This is a genomic window from Nostoc sp. (assembly GCF_036917755.1).
GTDB lineage: Bacteria > Cyanobacteriota > Cyanobacteriia > Cyanobacteriales > Nostocaceae > Nostoc.
Genome location: NZ_JBALFC010000013.1, coordinates 118,592 through 134,026, shown reverse-complemented (window position 1 = coordinate 134,026; position 15,435 = coordinate 118,592). Strand labels below are relative to the sequence as shown.

The following is a 15,435-nucleotide window of genomic DNA, read 5'->3' as shown; positions in this document are numbered from 1 at the left end:
AGCAGTAGCATGACTACCTGATATATACATTACTTAACTCTTTCTACTAACTCTTTCTACTCAAAGATTTCCCTATATTGAAATCAAAGTTTTAAAACATCAGTTAATTCACCTCATTTATTAGTGCAATACCTTTTCTAGCTTGGTTTAGATTCTAATTATCGTCAATGAAGGGCGAAGCTTCACCCTCGACTCCCAGCGTATGACATTATAGTGTACGATTTTTCAGGTATCTGAAATTGGGCATTGGGCATGGGGCATTGGGCATTGGTTATTAATTCATCTCTCCCATCTCCCCCATCTCCCTCATCTCCCTCATCTCCCCCATCTCCCTCATCTCCCCCATTCCCCACTCCCCACTCCCTTTTTTATGGATTTGAAGTCTCTCGTTCGTGACATCCCAGATTTCCCCAAACCCGGAATTTTATTTCGGGATATTACTACACTGCTGCGCGATCCAGAGGGACTGCGCTATACTATTGACTTTTTAACACAAAAATGCAACGAAGCTGGAATAACGGTGGATTATGTCATCGGTATAGAGTCGAGGGGATTCATTTTTGGCTCGCCTCTGGCTTATAAATTAGGAGTTGGTTTTATTCCCGTCCGCAAAAGGGGGAAGTTACCAGCAGCCGTTCACTCAATTGAATATGAATTAGAGTATGGTACAGACTGCCTGGAAGTGCATCAAGACGCTTTACCCGAAGGTAGCCGAGTTTTAATTGTGGACGATTTGATTGCCACGGGTGGAACTGCGAGTGCGACAGCAAAGTTGGTGCAGAAGATTGGCTGCGAACTAGTGGGGTTTGGGTTTATTATCGAGCTACGGGATTTACAAGGGCGTAAATATTTGCCGGACGTGCCGATTATCTCTCTAATTGAATATTAGTCATGGGTCATTAGACAAATGACAAAGGACAAAAGACAAATGACATCTACGAGAATTTCCTTGGAAACAGGTCGGGATTGGCTAATCAGGCTAGTCACGAGCGAAACTTTTGTTTATGTGGCAAAGCGGCTATTGCAGGCATTACTGACTTTGTTTTTGGCGGCAGCGTTGTCGTTTTTCATTATTCAACTCGCTCCCGGTGATTATGTCGATACGCTGCGGCAAAACCCGAAGATATCTCCAGAAAGAATTGAGGAAATCAAGCGGCAGTTTGGTTTGGATAAGTCTTGGCCAGAGCAATTTTGGCTGTGGCTATGGCGAATCTTGACAAAAGGGGATTTTGGCACGAGTTTTATTTATCAACGTTCAGTGGCATCGCTGTTGTGGGAACGGGTACCAGCGACTTTGCTATTAGCGATCGCATCTTTAATTGTGACATGGGCGATCGCCATCCCTTTAGGAATCTTTGCCGCCGTTAAACAAAATAGGCCAGCAGACCGAATTTTACAGGTAATTAGTTACGCTGGACAAGGCTTTCCCATTTTCATCACTGTCTTAGCACTGCTGGTTTTTGCCCAAAGAACCTCGCCGCTGTTCCCAGTTGGTAGTATGACTAGCATCAATCACTCGGAACTGTCGTGGTTTGGCAAAATCTTAGATATCGGCTGGCACATGATTTTACCTACGATCGCCCTCTCAATTACAAGTTTTGCTGGTTTACAACGCATCACTCGCGGCGAATTATTGGATGTGCTACGTCAAGATTATATCCAAACGGCTCGTGCCAAAGGTCTGCCAGAAAACCGCGTCATCTACGTTCATGCACTCCGCAATGCGATAAATCCTTTGATTACCTTATTGGGTTTTGAATTAGCTGGTTTATTAAACGGTGCCTTCATTGCCGAATTTTTCTTCAACTGGCCCGGTTTAGGAAGGTTGACTTTACAGGCTTTACAAGCTCAAGATTTATATTTATTAATGGCAAGTTTGATAATGGGCGCAGTCTTGCTGATTCTTGGCAATTTAATCGCCGATTTAATGTTAAAAGCCGCCGATCCACGCATTCGCCTAGAAAATCTTAATTAATCATTTGTCATTTGTCATTGGTTTAACCCCATCTCCCTCATCTCCCTCATCTCCCTCATCTCCCCCATCTCCCCCATCTCCCCCATCTCCCCCATCTCCCCCATCTCCATGCTGTCCGAAGTCTATTACTTGGTGCGCTCAAAAACTGACGGTAATTATCTCATCGCTCGTCCTGACGCCGAAACATCAGGTTATTTATTGCTGTTTCAGGAAAACTTTGATGCCCTTAGCTATCTCAACACCCATGCGGCAGAAGTGGCAAATCGCTTTGCTGTAGAATCTATTGCGCGTACACAGTTGGGAAACTTGCTCAAACGCTGGGGTTTTAGCGGTGTGGGTATTGTGACTGACCCATTATTGCCCAAAGTTGAGTTTTTACAGCACAGTTAAATTTGTTTTAATTCTTAACTCCTGACTCCTAACTATAAATATGAAATCCAATCACTCCAGCTACCAGCATAAAGTTTGCCCTTGCTAATGCCAGCTAATTCTAAAGAAAGTAAATTCACACAAGCAGTAACGCCAGAACCGCAATATACAAAGATTTCTTCGGACGTTTCTAGCTTTTCCCAGCGACGGCGTTGTTCCTCTTGAGAGATTAAGTAGCCGGAAGAGTCTGTAACTTCTTGCCAGGGATAGTTGACTGCACCGGGAATATGACCAGCAATTTTATCAATTGGCTCTCGTTCACCTCGGTAGCGATCGCTCTCTCTTGAATCTACCAATACTACCTCGTGGCTGTCTTTCCGGCTTTTCACCTCTGTAATATCTACCACCTTTTCTGTTTGTACTTGAGCTACAAACTTACCCAATCGGGGGTGAAGAATAACATTTGTAACAGAATACCCAGCTTTTTGCCATCCAGCAAAGCCTCCATCCAGTACTGCTACTTGCTCATGTCCTAGATAGCGTAACAGCCACCATAGACGAGCTGCAAAGGCAAAGCGGGAATCATCATAAGCTACAACTAAAGTTTTTTGGTAATTTACCCCAATCGCTGCAAATTTGTTAGCTATATCATTAGGGTTAGGTAAAGGATGTCTCCCGCCATGCTTACCCACTGGACTCGAAAGATCCTGATTCAAATCTAGGTAATATGACCCTTCTATATGACTTGTCTGGTACTGTTGTTGTCCTAGTTGTGGATCGGCTAGAGAAAAGCGACAATCCACAATCACGACTTGCGGATCTTCTAGATGTTCAAACAGCCAAGTTGGTGAAACAACAAATTGAGGATTGGGCATGGGGCATGAGGCATTGGGCATTGGTGATTATTTAGTTTTATTTTAAATGTCAGACTTAGAGAATTTTACACCTAAGCTAACAGCAGATGGCTCTTTCACCTTTGTCTCTCAAGAGTTTGGTGAATCCTTTCACAGCCATTATGGAGCTAAACAGGAGAGTTTTTTCAAGTTTGTGGAACCGACTCAACTGGCGACAGCCGCGCAAAAACCAGTTTTGCGGCTGTTGGATGTTTGTTATGGTCTAGGATATAACACAGCTGCTGCTTTGCAAACAATTTGGGCAGTGAATCCTAGTTGTTGTGTTGAAGTAATCGGTTTAGAACTGAATCCATCTGTGCCACAAGCTGCGATCGCTCATCATTTGTTCGACAATTGGAACTGTAACTATATTGAAATTTTGAAAGAGCTAGCTTTTGAGCATCAAGTGCAAACACCTTGTCTGAAAGCGAAGCTACTAATTGGCGATGCTAGAACTACGATAACGCCAGTACATCAGTCGGGTTTCTGGGCAGATGCAATTTTTCTCGATCCTTTTTCACCACCTCAATGTCCTCAATTATGGACTGTTGAATTTATTAAACAACTGTCATTGTGTTTACATCCAGATGGTTTATTAGCCACCTATTCTTGTTCTGCTGCTGTACGCACAGCACTTTTGTCTGCTGGCTTGATCATCGGTTCTACCCCACCTGTGGGAAGGCGATCGCCTGGTACTGTGGCAGCACATTCTCCAAGTGCTGAGTTGAAAAACTACACAGCACTTCCTCCCCTCTCGCAAGCTGAAAAAGAACACTTGCTAACCCGTGCTGCTATTCCTTATCGCGATCCTCAATTGAGCGATCCAACCGAAATCATCGTAATGCGGCGACAACAAGAGCAAGAAACCTCTTGGCTCGAACCTACCTCCGGTTGGCGAAAAAGGTGGCTATTGGGAACATAAGGCAGGGATTTTATGGGAACTAGTTTGTAGTTCGGTTGCGATGTTTACGAGGGGCTGTGACCTTTTTTTAATTAAAAATTAAAAATTAAAAGTTAAAAATTAAGAAGGATAATAATTTTTAATTAATTAATTTGGGGTACAGAGCAAGCACTGAATCTTTGATTCAGTGGTCTACAATCAGTGGTGGGTACAGAGCCAACAATGATTGCAATTTTTAATTAATAATTTTTCATTTCGAGAAGCGATTTGACGCAAGGGACACGAACAGCGTCTCGTAGACAAGACTCGCTAACGTTTCTCTACCAGACGCTACGCCTAGCTTGCTTTAGGCTATCGGTGCATTGGTGTCAACTTAAGCCAAAACCCTTTTCAAACCTCGTTTCCAGCCTCTTGCTGGAAATGCTCTTCAATTGCGGCTCTGCCGCAAGTCTTGAGGTGGAGCCTCCAATTAGGCATTCCCAGTCGGAGACTCTTAACGAGAAAAACTTGTTCTAGGTTGGTTTTCACCTTAAGTTGACACGCATGGCTATCGGTGACGTAACTACAAACTTCATCCTCAGCCCTGAATTCCAGAAAAGTTAGACATTTTTTTGCCAAAAATTCTGATTTCTTTTCCAGATACTCAGACAACGAGTTTTTACGAGCCAAATAGTTTAGTTGTATGCTAGTATTCAATTTTACATCATATTCAACAGTAATTGAGTATTCTTATACTTAAGTAAGTAAAAACATATATACTTAATGATTACCATAAAGATTTGGAACTCAAAACCCGATATATCGATAGAAAGCAAGCGGTAATAACGCTTTCTAGGGGCACTAGGTTAAAAAATATCCGTAAAAAACCTGATGGAATATTTGTGCCAATTGATCATACTGGAATTAGAAGCAAAAAGTTTGACAACAAGATACACCTTGTTCGTAACATAAACAATACATGCTGCGAAAACTCAGATAGGCAGCTTGACATCATGCATAATGCCTATGGAAACTCTGGCTCAGATACAGTCGAATATTAAAATAATTCGTAATTCGTAATTCGTAATAGAGCCTCTGGCATGCTACGCGAACGTAATTAAGTTTTGTGACAGGGATTTCACCTCAACACAAAACGTGCTGCCGTCGTTAGGCAGGGGAATTAAACCCCCAAACTTTGTTAAATTTTTTTTGAAATCTGACACTGTTAACTTATGCAAGGTTCAAATCATGCCGTAGGATCGCAAAATACGGAGGGTTATTCTTTAAAAGAGCTTATGCTTGAAGATAGCCAAGCAGCGTCTTTTTGGATAAAAGCTGATGTTAATTATGGTGATAATTCATTGGTATCTGGAACACTACAAGCCAAAGGTTCTAAAGTGAATGGGTTTGATTTAGATCCGCCGAAAGTTTTAGTAGTTGACGATCATGCCACCAGTCGCATGACTGCTGTTTCCCTCTTGGGGATAGAAGGATACGAAGTGATTGAGGCGGATAGTGGTTCCATTGTTATAAGATTGGTAACTCAAAAACAACCAGATTTGATTTTGCTGGATGTGATGATGCCAGGAATGGATGGATTTGAAGTGTGCCAATTGCTCAAACAGGATGAGCAGACTAGGCTAATTCCAGTGATTTTTCTTACGGCATTAAATGACAGGCGATCGCGCATTCGGGGAATTGAAGTTGGAGCTGATGATTTTCTCACCAAACCCTTTGATCGTGTGGAACTGGCGGCGCGTGTAAAGTCCTTAGTGCGGCAGAAGCGTCTGAACGAAGATTTAGACCATGCCGAACAAGTACTATTTTCTATTGCCATGTCCATTGAAAGTCGCGATCCCAACACAGGTAATCATTGTGAACGCCTGGTAAAATGGGGACAAGTTTTTGGTGAATACCTCAACCTCTCACGCTACCAAATTCGAGATTTGAGGTGGGGTGGTTATCTCCACGATATCGGCAAGGTGGGTATTCCCGATGCAGTGCTGCTGAAAAAAGGCAAACTCAGCCCTGAAGATTGGCAAATCATGCAGCAGCACGTTTTGATTGGCGAAAAAATCTGCCAGCCACTACGCAGTATGCGGACTGTAATTCCGATTATTCGCCATCACCACGAACGCTGGGATGGCTCAGGCTACCCTGATGAACTCAAGGGGGATGATATTCCCTACCTGGCGCAAGTATTTCAGTTAATTGATATTTACGATGCCCTAACCAGCGAACGACCTTACAAAAAAGCTTTTACTTCAGCAGAAGCACTTTCACTGATGCAAGAAGAAACTGATTCCGGTTGGCGTAATCCTAAACTAATGCAGCAGTTTGTAGAGTTTATTCACTCCTATCAGGAAAAAGAGAGGGAGTAGGGAGTGGCGAGTGGGGAGTAATGATTTGTAGCTGCTGTAAGGGACTGACAACAAATAAATTACCCACCCCACAAGAAGTAGTTGAGTATTTTTTTATTTGTCAGTCCCTAATCAACGCTAATTGGTATTATTATAATCTCTGCCTTTGATGAGTAAAGTTCTCCCGACTCCTCAATTCTGACTCCTTTGATAATTTCAGTCTTCTATGATTAGCTGGTATGATTTGAGCCTAGATTTGAAAGTACCAACAGCATTAATCACAATTTCACTGATAGCTGATAGCTAATTATGGTAGTTGTAGCAATTCTAGCGGCGGGACGCGGCACACGGATGAAATCACACTTACCCAAGGTTTTACATTCTTTGGGTGGGCGATCGCTAGTAGAGAGAGTTCTCGAAAGTGTAGAACCACTTTCGCCCTCACGGCGAATCGTGATTGTAGGATATCAGTCTGAGGAAGTGCAAGCCGCCATGCATTTAATTCCCAGCTTGGAGTTTGTCGAACAGCCTGTGCAATTGGGGACAGGTCATGCCATCCAGCAATTACTTCCCCACTTGGAAGATTACACTGGGGATTTACTGATACTTAACGGCGATTTACCGTTGATACGCAGCGAAACTCTCAAGCAGATGTTACAAACTCACGCCCAAAATCAAAACGCCGCCACTATTCTCACCTCGCATCTACCTGACCCCACGGGCTACGGGCGCGTTTTTTGTAACGATGAAAATTTTGTGCAGCAAATGGTCGAACACAAGGATTGTACTGCTGCCCAAAGACAAAATCACCGGATTAATGCTGGAGTTTACTGCTTTCGCTGGCCAGATTTGGCAAAGGTGTTGCCCCATTTACAAGCAAACAATGCCCAAAAAGAATACTATCTCACCGATGCCGTCACTCAGGTGGGACAAGTGATGGCAGTGGATGTGGAAGATTATCAAGAAATTCTCGGCATCAACGATCGCTTGCAATTGGCAACAGCATATGAAATTTTGCAAAAACGAGTCAAGGAAAAATGGATGCTGGCGGGTGTCACTCTCATCGATCCCACAAGTATCACCATTGATGAAACAGTAGAATTACAGCCGGATGTAATTATTGAACCCCAAACTCACCTGCGAGGAAATACGGTGATTCAAACCGGAAGTCACATTGGGCCGGGGAGTTTAATTGAAAATAGCCAGTTGAGTGAAAATGTCACGGTACAGTATTCAGTAGTAATAAATAGCATTGTGCAAGCCGGCAGCCGAATTGGCCCCTATGCTCATTTGCGCGGTCAGGTACAGGTGGGTGCTGGTTGCCGTGTGGGAAATTTTGTGGAATTGAAAAATACTCAGTTAGGCGATCGCACCAATGCAGCACATTTATCATATATAGGTGATACCGTTGTCGGCAATCAGGTGAACATTGGTGCCGGTACAATTACTGCCAATTATGACGGTGTGAAGAAACATCGTACCAAAATAGGCGATCGGACTAAGACTGGTGCCAATAGCGTTTTAGTGGCTCCAATTACCTTGGGTGATGATGTCTACATAGCAGCTGGTTCCACTGTTACAGAAGATGTTCCTGATGATTCTTTGGTAATTGCGCGTAGTCGTCAAGTGGTGAAACCAGCTTGGCGGAGGAAAAGTGTTGAAAATGAAACTAGAGATCAACACAAATAATTCATCGGTGTTAATCGCGGTTCATCTGTGGTTTGCGAGCAAAAGCCAGGATTTTTGCAAGTTGTCTAATCTAGTTAGATTAGTAGTGAAGCCAAAATCTCAAAACATAATATGGAAGAACTGCTAGAACTGAGGCAACTTCTAGAACAAGGTAAACTCCATGAGGCGCTGCTGTTGGTGGATGAGTTAGAAGAAATCAGCCTCAGTGACAAAATCAATAAAATTGATAGTTATGGTGTGATTCTTCTCATCCATTTAATTAAACAAAAGGCTGAAAAACGTTCTACTCGCTCTTGGGATGTTTCGAGAGAAAATACGGTGCGTGAAATCAACAAAATAAACAAGCGCCGCAAATCCGGTGGTTTTTACTTGACTCAAGCAGAATTAATCGATATTCTGCAACAAGGATATCAAGTGGCACTGAAAAGAGCGGCACTAGAAGCTTTTGAGGGGCGTTATGAAGCCCAAGAATTGGCCACAATGGTTGACCAGCAAGAAATCTTAACTCAGGCGCTAGAATTGATTCAACAATAGCCAATCAATTCACTATCATTCCATTCCAAGGTGTCGCCAATTTTTTCGCCGTCGTGGTAGGCGGCTAGTAAGATTTCGCTGGTTTTCCCCCAAGCGATCGCTCCACTGACATCTAAGGCGATCGCTCCCAAATCCCGTTTGTTCTGGTGCGCTTCCCCAAACGATCGCTGCATGGCATCCTTCAGCGACATCCCATCAGTAACACGCACTACAATCTTTGCTGCTAAACACTCATCAATGATATCTTCACCAATTCCAGTACAGCTAACACCAGCATTACTAGTAGCATAATTACCTGCTGGCATTGCCGAATCACTTACCCTTCCAATTCGCTCAAATCCCTTCCCACCAGTGGAAGTACCAGCAGCTATGCTACCAGAAGCATCTAAAGCTACTACACCGATGGTACCGCGTCCAGCATTGCTGGTTTCTATCAGTTCGGGTTCTGCGACCACGCCAGCCATTGTGCTTTTAAAATTATCCTGGCGCTCTTGTATCCACTCTTGTAACCGCAAATCAGTTAAAGCGTTATAGCTGGGAATTTGCATTTCCCGCGCCAACTCAGCCGAGCCTAAATCCGATAGCACTCGGTCTGGTGAGTTTTGTAAAAATTGCGCTAAATCAATGGGATTTTTCACCCGCGAGATATTAATCACGCCACTAAAGCGCCCTGATGCGCCATCCATCAGGGAAGCACTCATGCGGATTTGCCCATCAGATTGCAATACTGAACCAGTACCAGCATTAAAGCGGGGGTTATCTTCGAGCATTTGGCAACCCTGCACCACCGCCTCAGAAGCAGTTGCTCCTGACAATAGCAGAGAATAGACGAATTCTATTACTTCATGGAGCGATCGGCGTACCGATTCCAATCCTCCTTTACCGTGGAGAGAACTACCAGCCCCGCCATGAATAATTAATTTAGGTTGCACCTGTAACTCCATTAATCCCTTGCGCTATTTGCGTCTGTGTTGCGGTTAGTTTCATTTTGAGCTTCAGAACGGCGACGACGACAACGTTCTGAGCAATATTTCACATCGTCCCAGCAATCTTGCCACTTTTTACGCCATGTAAAAGGACGTTGACATACCGGACAGATTTTTGTCGGTAGGTCAGATTTAGAACGAACACGTCCCATATAATTACTGTCTATACGAGAATTTGATTTCTGAGATAGATGGAAGATAATTATAATCCAGTTTGCCACCAAGGGAGGATACTTTGGGCGAATAAATGTAATGTCAATCTATCTTTAGACTTATTTTTTCGCTATTTGGCTGGGAATACAAAACTATGGGCAGATGGTTCAACTCTTAAGTAAGTCTGTAAATTTGTAAGTAAGTAGGTACGGATAAACCTAACTATGAAACGAAATGTAAACTCACTGAAATCATTGCGATCGCAACTCTACCAGATGCGACGTGAAGCTTGTTTATCGGTAGGAGTAAGTTTCACTCGCTTGTAAGTAATAGAAAAGTAGTATGCGGACTACTAAATAGCAATTGGTGGGCAACACGGCTGAAATACCCAAATCCTATGTAGTATACGTGTATGATATAAGTCTTAAAACCTGAAACTAGAAAAGTGAGCAAAAAGTGAGCAAGTTTTGTTCTGGTAAGTGAGTAGTAGGAGCCAATCAGCCGTGAGGCACTTCAGTAATAACCGCAGTCTTTTTTTGAAATTTAAATAAACTTGCTATTTCCACGTAGACACATACAATAGTAGAGACAAAATACCTCAAGGAGGGCAACTATGAGAATAAATGCTCGGAGGATCACCTCTTTTATACCAACTCAAGACTGGGTACTTATAGATAAACTAGTGCAAAATATGGCGGCATTTTTTCCGCTCAAGCGATCGCTATATTGGACTAGAGCTACTCGTTTTTTTCGTACCCTAGTGGCAATTGTTGCTGTTTTGCTCGTAGTCCTAATTTATGCAACCCCTAAAGCTTTGGCTTCAGACCACCAGGACACAACTTTTCTTGCCACTAAGCTCACTGCTGCGGATCTCACAGATTTGTATGTATTTGAGAGTCCGACAAACTCCAACAATGCTGTCCTGATAATGGATTTCGACCCTCTGATCGTTTCTGGTGAAATCAGACCATTCGATCCAAATGTTCTTTATCAGTTCAAGATTGATAACACTGGCGACAGTATTGAAGATGTCGTACTCCAATTCAATATAAATCGCACACGCTTCCAAGAAACTGTTACAGTCCGCGGCCCAAGTCGTCCAATCATCAGAGGAACAGACTCAGCTTTGCTTCCAGTAAGTTCGACAGGGCCACTCAACCAAACATTCTCCGCATCTAACGGCATAAAGTTCTTTGTTGGCACACGCAAAGACCCGTTCTTTTTCGATCTAGAACAGTTCTTCAAAATCATCCCGGATCGGAACTATAGCCTTCAGCCTAATCCCAGTCCTCCCTTCCAAGTTCTTTCCTTTAGACCACCTGGACAAGCACAAGACACCCTAGCTCCATTCAATGTTCACTCAATTATTGTCGAGCTACCCAGGAAACTGCTTGGTAGTGGCAAGATTGGTGTTTGGATGACAACTAGTGTTAATACTCCTAGACTCAGAAATCGGAATTTGGCTCAGATTGAGCGGTTAGCAGTTCCAGCTCTGAATGAACTTTTTATGGACTTTAAAGCTCATAATAATAGTAATCTTCAGACACCAACGCAAGACGCTAGCAATCAATCCCAATTCATTCAAGCCTTTGTCAACGCGATCGGTAGACCTCAAGGCATAGCCAATGCCGTGATCTCAGTGGCGATTCCTGATGTTATTCAAGCTGACCTTTCCAAACCTAGTGGGAGTTATTTTGGTACTCAATTAGGCAACGATTTTGGTGGTAGAAGACCAAAAGATGACGTAATTGATGTAACAGCATCTGTTGTCTTTGGTAATGCAGTTACAGGAATTACTACAGGGGAAATTCCGGGGCTGACTACCGATAATGTTGGGCCTAATAATGCTAACTTTCTTTCTGACTTCCCTTATTTAGGTAATCCTTTGTAGAGTTTATGCATCTACGAATACTATGGGTGTTAGCGCTGACTAGCCTACTGGTTTTACTAAGACCCTCTGATACAGAAGCGCTAAGTTTAGGCTACACCAATGGTAAGTCAGGTATATATTCCTCTACCGTGCAACTGCTGACTGTTAATTCCAGGCAGATATTACCAGTTCAGCAGTCAGATTTAGTCTTCCCCGATTATTTACAGCGATCGCATATTATCAGCGTCTATGAAGAGAAAGTTGCCCAATCTCCCAATTCCTCAATATTTTTACGTCTGTTGGCCGATCAATATTTGAGGCGCTTTCGAGAAGTGGCAGATGTGGAAGATGTGTTACGAGCAGAACAAGCGGCACGTAGATCCCTGGCAATACAGCCGCGCCATAATCAGGTTTCTTCCATGCTCCTAGCATCAGCTTTACTATCTCAACATCAGTTTCGATCAGCTTTAGATGTGTTAAATAATTCATCTGTTGATAATCCCAATATTGTCTCACTGAAGGCATCGATTCAGATGGAGTTGGGTAACTATGAAGCAACTCATCAACTCTTGCAGAACCTTGCTGAAGAAGAATCGAACTCTGGTCATAAAGCAGTTGTCGCCCGTTACTTAGAGTTAACTGGCAATCTCGCCTCGGCACGGCAACTCTTAGATGAAGCTATGGAAGAGATGGACTCTTTCTACACGACGAGCGCCGAAACTCGTGCTTGGTTTCATGTGCGGACTGGGGATCTGGCTTTTGCAGTCGGGGATTTTGCCCTGTCTGAGCAGCGATATCGGGAGAGCTTTGACCTTTTCCCCCGGCATATAGCTGCATTTACAGGATTAGCCCGCCTCTATGCGGCACAGCATCGTTGGCAGGATGTTCTAAATACCGCAAACCAGGGTATAGAACTGATGCCACAGGTAGAAACGCTGGGGTATAAGGCTGATGCTCAACTAGCTCTGGGAGATCAAAAAGGTGCAACTGAAACTGAAGATTTGATCGGCGTAGTAGCTTACCTGAGCAAAGTTAAAGGAATCTACGATCGCGCTTTAGCGGTCTATTATACAGAACACGGAATTCATTTAACAGAGGCTCTACAGATTGCCCGTAGTGAAGTAGCAGTGAGAGACGATGTATATGCAGAGGATACGTTAGCTTGGGCAGCTGCGGCTAATGGGGAATGGCAAGAAGCGCAAAGGGCAGCACAACGAGCAACTCGCTTCGGGACAGAGGATGCTTTGCTGCAATTTCATGCTGGCATGATTGCACTTCATTTAGGTAATCGTGAAGAAGCAATAAAGCGACTAACTCAAGCTGTTAGCCTCAATCCTCAATTTCATCACAAGTATGCTGATGAAGCTCGTCAAGTCGCTTCGCTCCTAATTCAAAATTCAAAATTCAAAATTAACAATACCCATAAAGAAATTTACTTGCCCTGTATCATGAGTCTTTTTCGGTCAAGTGTTGGCAAACCTAATGCCCTGTGTCTGTCTCAAAATAACCTCTCCCACTCCTAACGCTCTAAGGAGTTCTCTATGAAAAAGCTGCTACATTGCTTGGCTTGGAGTACTGCAATCATCGCAATATGTTTTTTTTGGATGCCGAGGGCAAATGCCCATCCTTTAGGCAATTTCACCATCAATCACTATGCAGGAGTGCAGGTAGCAACCGATGGTGTGGCGATTGATTATGTTCTAGACATGGCAGAGATTCCTGCTTTTCAGGAGATTAATCACTTAGATACTAATCGCGATCGCAAAGCTGAACCTATAGAGACGGTTCAATACCCTAACCAAAAATGCCAGGAAGTCAACTCACACCTGGAACTGTTGATCAATAAACAGCCTTTAGCACTGTCTTTGATCAAATCAACAGTTGAATTTCCTCCAGGTGTAGGAGGATTATCTACACTGCGACTGAGTTGTAAGTTTCAGGCGCCAACGGAGTTAGTAGGCGCGAATCAGTTAATATTTGAAGATCAGTTTTATCCCCAGCGCTTGGGTTGGCGTGAGATTACTGTGGCTACAAATGGCGTTCCTATTCAAGGTGATTTCACCTCTTTGAGTATTACCAACCGTTTGAGAGATTACCCTACTGAGTTACTTAGCAGTCCTCTCGATCAGCGTCGGATTGACTTTAAACTCAATCCGTCTCTGACATCGAGTGAAAAAGCGCCTCCACCGGCTGTTAAATCATCCAGCCGCTTAGATAATGCTTTAACAGGAAGAAGCAATGATGTCTTTACTAACCTAATTACCGAGGAAAATCATAATTTCTGGACTATCCTAATAGCTCTAGCGATCGCCTTTTTATGGGGTGGTTTACACGCTTTGTCCCCTGGTCATGGGAAAACGCTAGTCGGTGCTTATTTGGTGGGTTCCCGTAGTACTGCCCAACAAGCCCTATTTTTGGGGCTGATTATAACGATTACCCATACTGCTGGCATATTTGCTCTAGGGCTGGTTACTCTTGGCACATCGGAGTTTATTTTGACAGAGCAATTGTACCCTTGGTTAAGCGTACTCTCTGGGGTACTGGTAACTGTAATTGGTCTGAATTTGTTTATCAGTCGATTGCAGGGGACTCAGGTTTCTCATTCACATGACCATGTACATAGTCATCAACACCATCACCACAACCATGTAAACCATGAGCATTCGCATCTACCGCCTGATGGTGATGTAAGTTCCATGAAGTGGTCTAGCCTACTAGCGCTGGGAATATCGGGCGGCTTGTTACCTTGTCCTTCAGCCTTAGTAGTGTTGCTGAGTGCGATCGCGCTGGGACGAATTGGCTTTGGATTAGCGCTCGTATCTGCCTTTAGCTTAGGTCTAGCAGCAGTATTAACTGGAATCGGGTTAATGCTAGTCTACGCCAAGGATCGGTTTGAGCATTTACCATTCCAGATACCCAGGATAAAAATGTTACCAGTCGCAAGCGCCTTATGTATTACCCTAATTGGCTTAGGTATTACTTCCCAGGCTTTACTCGCTCATCCCTGGAACTAGATGAAAGTGCAAAAGATAAAAGCACTCAGTTTTGTCAAATAACCCTGAACAACTAGATGTCAGAAAATCTTATTGCGAGGAAAATATGAAACGATTTATCTTCATCTCTTTAATAACTGCTTTGTGCATAATCGGCTACTTTGAAATTAGCTTATCACAGGCTGAAAAACTTTTTTGGCTCAATTTGAGTCTTTGAAATCCTGCTCATAAATCATATTGCACCCGCACTCGTAATTTTTGCTGATTAGTAGGGGCGTATTGCAATACGCCCCGACGATGGGATATTTTTTTAATTTAAGGGACTTCCAAATTAAAAAACATTCAAAAATCTCATACAACAATCCTCTCTCTTCTTCATCTCTCTGTTACCTCTGCGCCTCTGTGGTTCGTTTTCTTGGATAATTTATTTCTTGGAAATCCCTAAGTTCTGCAAAATGGATGGTTCGCGTTTCTCGCCATACCATAAAGAAGGCGATTTAACGCCTAATTCAGAGGGTTATACTCTGAGAGTAGATGATCTAAAAGCTTACCTTCGTGATGATTTAAATATGAAGCAGATGTTCCTAATTCCTGTAATTTATGGTAAATAAAATCACGTTCAAATGTTTCAATACGTTCATCTAAGTTTCCATAGAGTTCCTGAAAGGTGAACTCAGTTGCTAAAGCAGGTAAGTCTTTTGGATAAATATCAAGTGATAGTTTTTGTAGCAAA

General features: G+C 43.2%; 16 protein-coding genes. 10 read left to right on the top strand and 6 right to left on the bottom strand.

Annotated elements, in window-relative coordinates:
• Positions 1-182 precede the first annotated feature (182 nt).
• Entirely contained in the window at positions 183-353 is a 171-nt protein-coding gene (locus V7L05_RS04770; RefSeq protein WP_335162259.1) for a hypothetical protein, read from the bottom strand.
• Between the two features lie 17 nt (positions 354-370).
• Between V7L05_RS04770 and V7L05_RS04765 the strand changes: the two genes are divergently transcribed.
• The 3 genes from V7L05_RS04765 to V7L05_RS04755 all read left to right on the top strand — a co-directional run bounded on the left by V7L05_RS04765 (position 371) and on the right by V7L05_RS04755 (position 2,365).
• Positions 371-889 carry an adenine phosphoribosyltransferase gene (locus V7L05_RS04765; protein WP_335162257.1) on the top strand — a complete coding sequence of 173 codons (519 nt, stop codon included), beginning with the start codon at positions 371-373 and terminating at the stop codon, positions 887-889.
• Positions 890-928: 39 nt separating this feature from the next.
• Positions 929-1,975: an ABC transporter permease gene (locus V7L05_RS04760; RefSeq protein WP_335162256.1), complete on the top strand. Its 1,047-nt coding sequence runs from the start codon at positions 929-931 to the stop codon at positions 1,973-1,975.
• A 108-nt stretch (positions 1,976-2,083) separates the two neighbouring features.
• Positions 2,084-2,365, top strand: a complete 282-nt coding sequence (locus tag V7L05_RS04755; RefSeq protein ID WP_334691509.1) for a hypothetical protein — start codon at positions 2,084-2,086, stop codon at positions 2,363-2,365.
• Positions 2,366-2,397: 32 nt separating this feature from the next.
• Here the strand turns inward: V7L05_RS04755 and V7L05_RS04750 are convergent, their stop codons facing one another.
• Entirely contained in the window at positions 2,398-3,219 is an 822-nt protein-coding gene (locus tag V7L05_RS04750; RefSeq protein ID WP_335162302.1) for a sulfurtransferase, read from the bottom strand.
• 46 nt (positions 3,220-3,265) lie between these two features.
• Here V7L05_RS04750 and V7L05_RS04745 point away from each other — a divergent pair, with 46 nt between their 5' ends.
• Complete coding sequence (locus V7L05_RS04745; RefSeq protein ID WP_335162255.1) at positions 3,266-4,159, top strand: tRNA (5-methylaminomethyl-2-thiouridine)(34)-methyltransferase MnmD; 894 nt, start codon at positions 3,266-3,268, stop codon at positions 4,157-4,159.
• Positions 4,160-4,528: 369 nt separating this feature from the next.
• Here the strand turns inward: V7L05_RS04745 and V7L05_RS04740 are convergent, their stop codons facing one another.
• Positions 4,529-4,834 carry a hypothetical protein gene (locus V7L05_RS04740; protein ID WP_335162254.1) on the bottom strand — a complete coding sequence of 102 codons (306 nt, stop codon included), beginning with the start codon at positions 4,832-4,834 and terminating at the stop codon, positions 4,529-4,531.
• Between the two features lie 515 nt (positions 4,835-5,349).
• Here V7L05_RS04740 and V7L05_RS04735 point away from each other — a divergent pair.
• The 3 genes from V7L05_RS04735 to V7L05_RS04725 all read left to right on the top strand — a co-directional run bounded on the left by V7L05_RS04735 (position 5,350) and on the right by V7L05_RS04725 (position 8,700).
• Positions 5,350-6,498 carry a two-component system response regulator gene (locus V7L05_RS04735; protein WP_335162252.1) on the top strand — a complete coding sequence of 383 codons (1,149 nt, stop codon included), beginning with the start codon at positions 5,350-5,352 and terminating at the stop codon, positions 6,496-6,498.
• 288 nt (positions 6,499-6,786) lie between these two features.
• Positions 6,787-8,166, top strand: coding sequence for a bifunctional UDP-N-acetylglucosamine diphosphorylase/glucosamine-1-phosphate N-acetyltransferase GlmU (glmU, locus tag V7L05_RS04730; RefSeq protein ID WP_335162250.1), 1,380 nt, complete (start codon positions 6,787-6,789; stop codon positions 8,164-8,166).
• A 111-nt stretch (positions 8,167-8,277) separates the two neighbouring features.
• Positions 8,278-8,700 carry a DUF29 family protein gene (locus tag V7L05_RS04725; RefSeq protein WP_335162248.1) on the top strand — a complete coding sequence of 141 codons (423 nt, stop codon included), beginning with the start codon at positions 8,278-8,280 and terminating at the stop codon, positions 8,698-8,700.
• Here the strand turns inward: V7L05_RS04725 and V7L05_RS04720 are convergent.
• Both V7L05_RS04720 and V7L05_RS04715 read right to left on the bottom strand, forming a co-directional pair.
• Positions 8,691-9,644, bottom strand: coding sequence for an isoaspartyl peptidase/L-asparaginase (locus V7L05_RS04720; RefSeq protein ID WP_335162246.1), 954 nt, complete (start codon positions 9,642-9,644; stop codon positions 8,691-8,693). The genes V7L05_RS04725 and V7L05_RS04720 overlap by 10 nt on opposite strands.
• Positions 9,644-9,838, bottom strand: a complete 195-nt coding sequence (locus V7L05_RS04715) for a DUF2256 domain-containing protein (RefSeq protein WP_094350216.1) — start codon at positions 9,836-9,838, stop codon at positions 9,644-9,646. The genes V7L05_RS04720 and V7L05_RS04715 overlap by 1 nt, the downstream gene beginning before the upstream one ends.
• A gap of 614 nt (positions 9,839-10,452) precedes the next feature.
• Here V7L05_RS04715 and V7L05_RS04710 point away from each other — a divergent pair.
• Genes V7L05_RS04710 through V7L05_RS04700 form a run of 3 tightly spaced genes read left to right on the top strand, consistent with a single transcriptional unit; the run spans position 10,453 to position 14,723 of the window.
• Positions 10,453-11,730, top strand: coding sequence for a DUF4331 domain-containing protein (locus V7L05_RS04710; RefSeq protein WP_335162244.1), 1,278 nt, complete (start codon positions 10,453-10,455; stop codon positions 11,728-11,730).
• A gap of 5 nt (positions 11,731-11,735) precedes the next feature.
• Positions 11,736-13,232 (top strand): hypothetical protein, encoded by a 1,497-nt coding sequence (locus V7L05_RS04705; RefSeq protein WP_335162242.1) that lies wholly within the window; start codon positions 11,736-11,738, stop codon positions 13,230-13,232.
• Positions 13,233-13,250: 18 nt separating this feature from the next.
• The gene (locus V7L05_RS04700) at positions 13,251-14,723 is read left to right on the top strand and encodes a nickel/cobalt transporter (RefSeq protein ID WP_335162240.1); all 1,473 of its coding nucleotides are present in this window, start codon (positions 13,251-13,253) and stop codon (positions 14,721-14,723) included.
• A gap of 483 nt (positions 14,724-15,206) precedes the next feature.
• Here V7L05_RS04700 and V7L05_RS04695 read toward each other — a convergent pair whose 3' ends face one another.
• Entirely contained in the window at positions 15,207-15,434 is a 228-nt protein-coding gene (locus V7L05_RS04695) for a hypothetical protein (RefSeq protein WP_335162238.1), read from the bottom strand.
• Position 15,435 lies beyond the last annotated feature (1 nt).

Excerpts from the sequence above, each read along its gene's own strand:
- V7L05_RS04765 (WP_335162257.1), top strand. The coding sequence starts at position 371 with ATGGATTTGAAGTCTCTCGTTCGTGACATCCCAGATTTCCCCAAACCC.
- V7L05_RS04760 (WP_335162256.1), top strand. The coding sequence starts at position 929 with ATGACATCTACGAGAATTTCCTTGGAAACAGGTCGGGATTGGCTAATC.
- V7L05_RS04755 (WP_334691509.1), top strand. The coding sequence starts at position 2,084 with ATGCTGTCCGAAGTCTATTACTTGGTGCGCTCAAAAACTGACGGTAAT.
- V7L05_RS04750 (WP_335162302.1), bottom strand. The coding sequence starts at position 3,219 with ATGCCCAATCCTCAATTTGTTGTTTCACCAACTTGGCTGTTTGAACAT.
- V7L05_RS04745 (WP_335162255.1), top strand. The coding sequence starts at position 3,266 with ATGTCAGACTTAGAGAATTTTACACCTAAGCTAACAGCAGATGGCTCT.
- V7L05_RS04735 (WP_335162252.1), top strand. The coding sequence starts at position 5,350 with ATGCAAGGTTCAAATCATGCCGTAGGATCGCAAAATACGGAGGGTTAT.
- glmU (WP_335162250.1), top strand. The coding sequence starts at position 6,787 with ATGGTAGTTGTAGCAATTCTAGCGGCGGGACGCGGCACACGGATGAAA.
- V7L05_RS04725 (WP_335162248.1), top strand. The coding sequence starts at position 8,278 with ATGGAAGAACTGCTAGAACTGAGGCAACTTCTAGAACAAGGTAAACTC.
- V7L05_RS04720 (WP_335162246.1), bottom strand. The coding sequence starts at position 9,644 with ATGGAGTTACAGGTGCAACCTAAATTAATTATTCATGGCGGGGCTGGT.
- V7L05_RS04715 (WP_094350216.1), bottom strand. The coding sequence starts at position 9,838 with ATGGGACGTGTTCGTTCTAAATCTGACCTACCGACAAAAATCTGTCCG.
- V7L05_RS04710 (WP_335162244.1), top strand. The coding sequence starts at position 10,453 with ATGAGAATAAATGCTCGGAGGATCACCTCTTTTATACCAACTCAAGAC.
- V7L05_RS04705 (WP_335162242.1), top strand. The coding sequence starts at position 11,736 with ATGCATCTACGAATACTATGGGTGTTAGCGCTGACTAGCCTACTGGTT.
- V7L05_RS04700 (WP_335162240.1), top strand. The coding sequence starts at position 13,251 with ATGAAAAAGCTGCTACATTGCTTGGCTTGGAGTACTGCAATCATCGCA.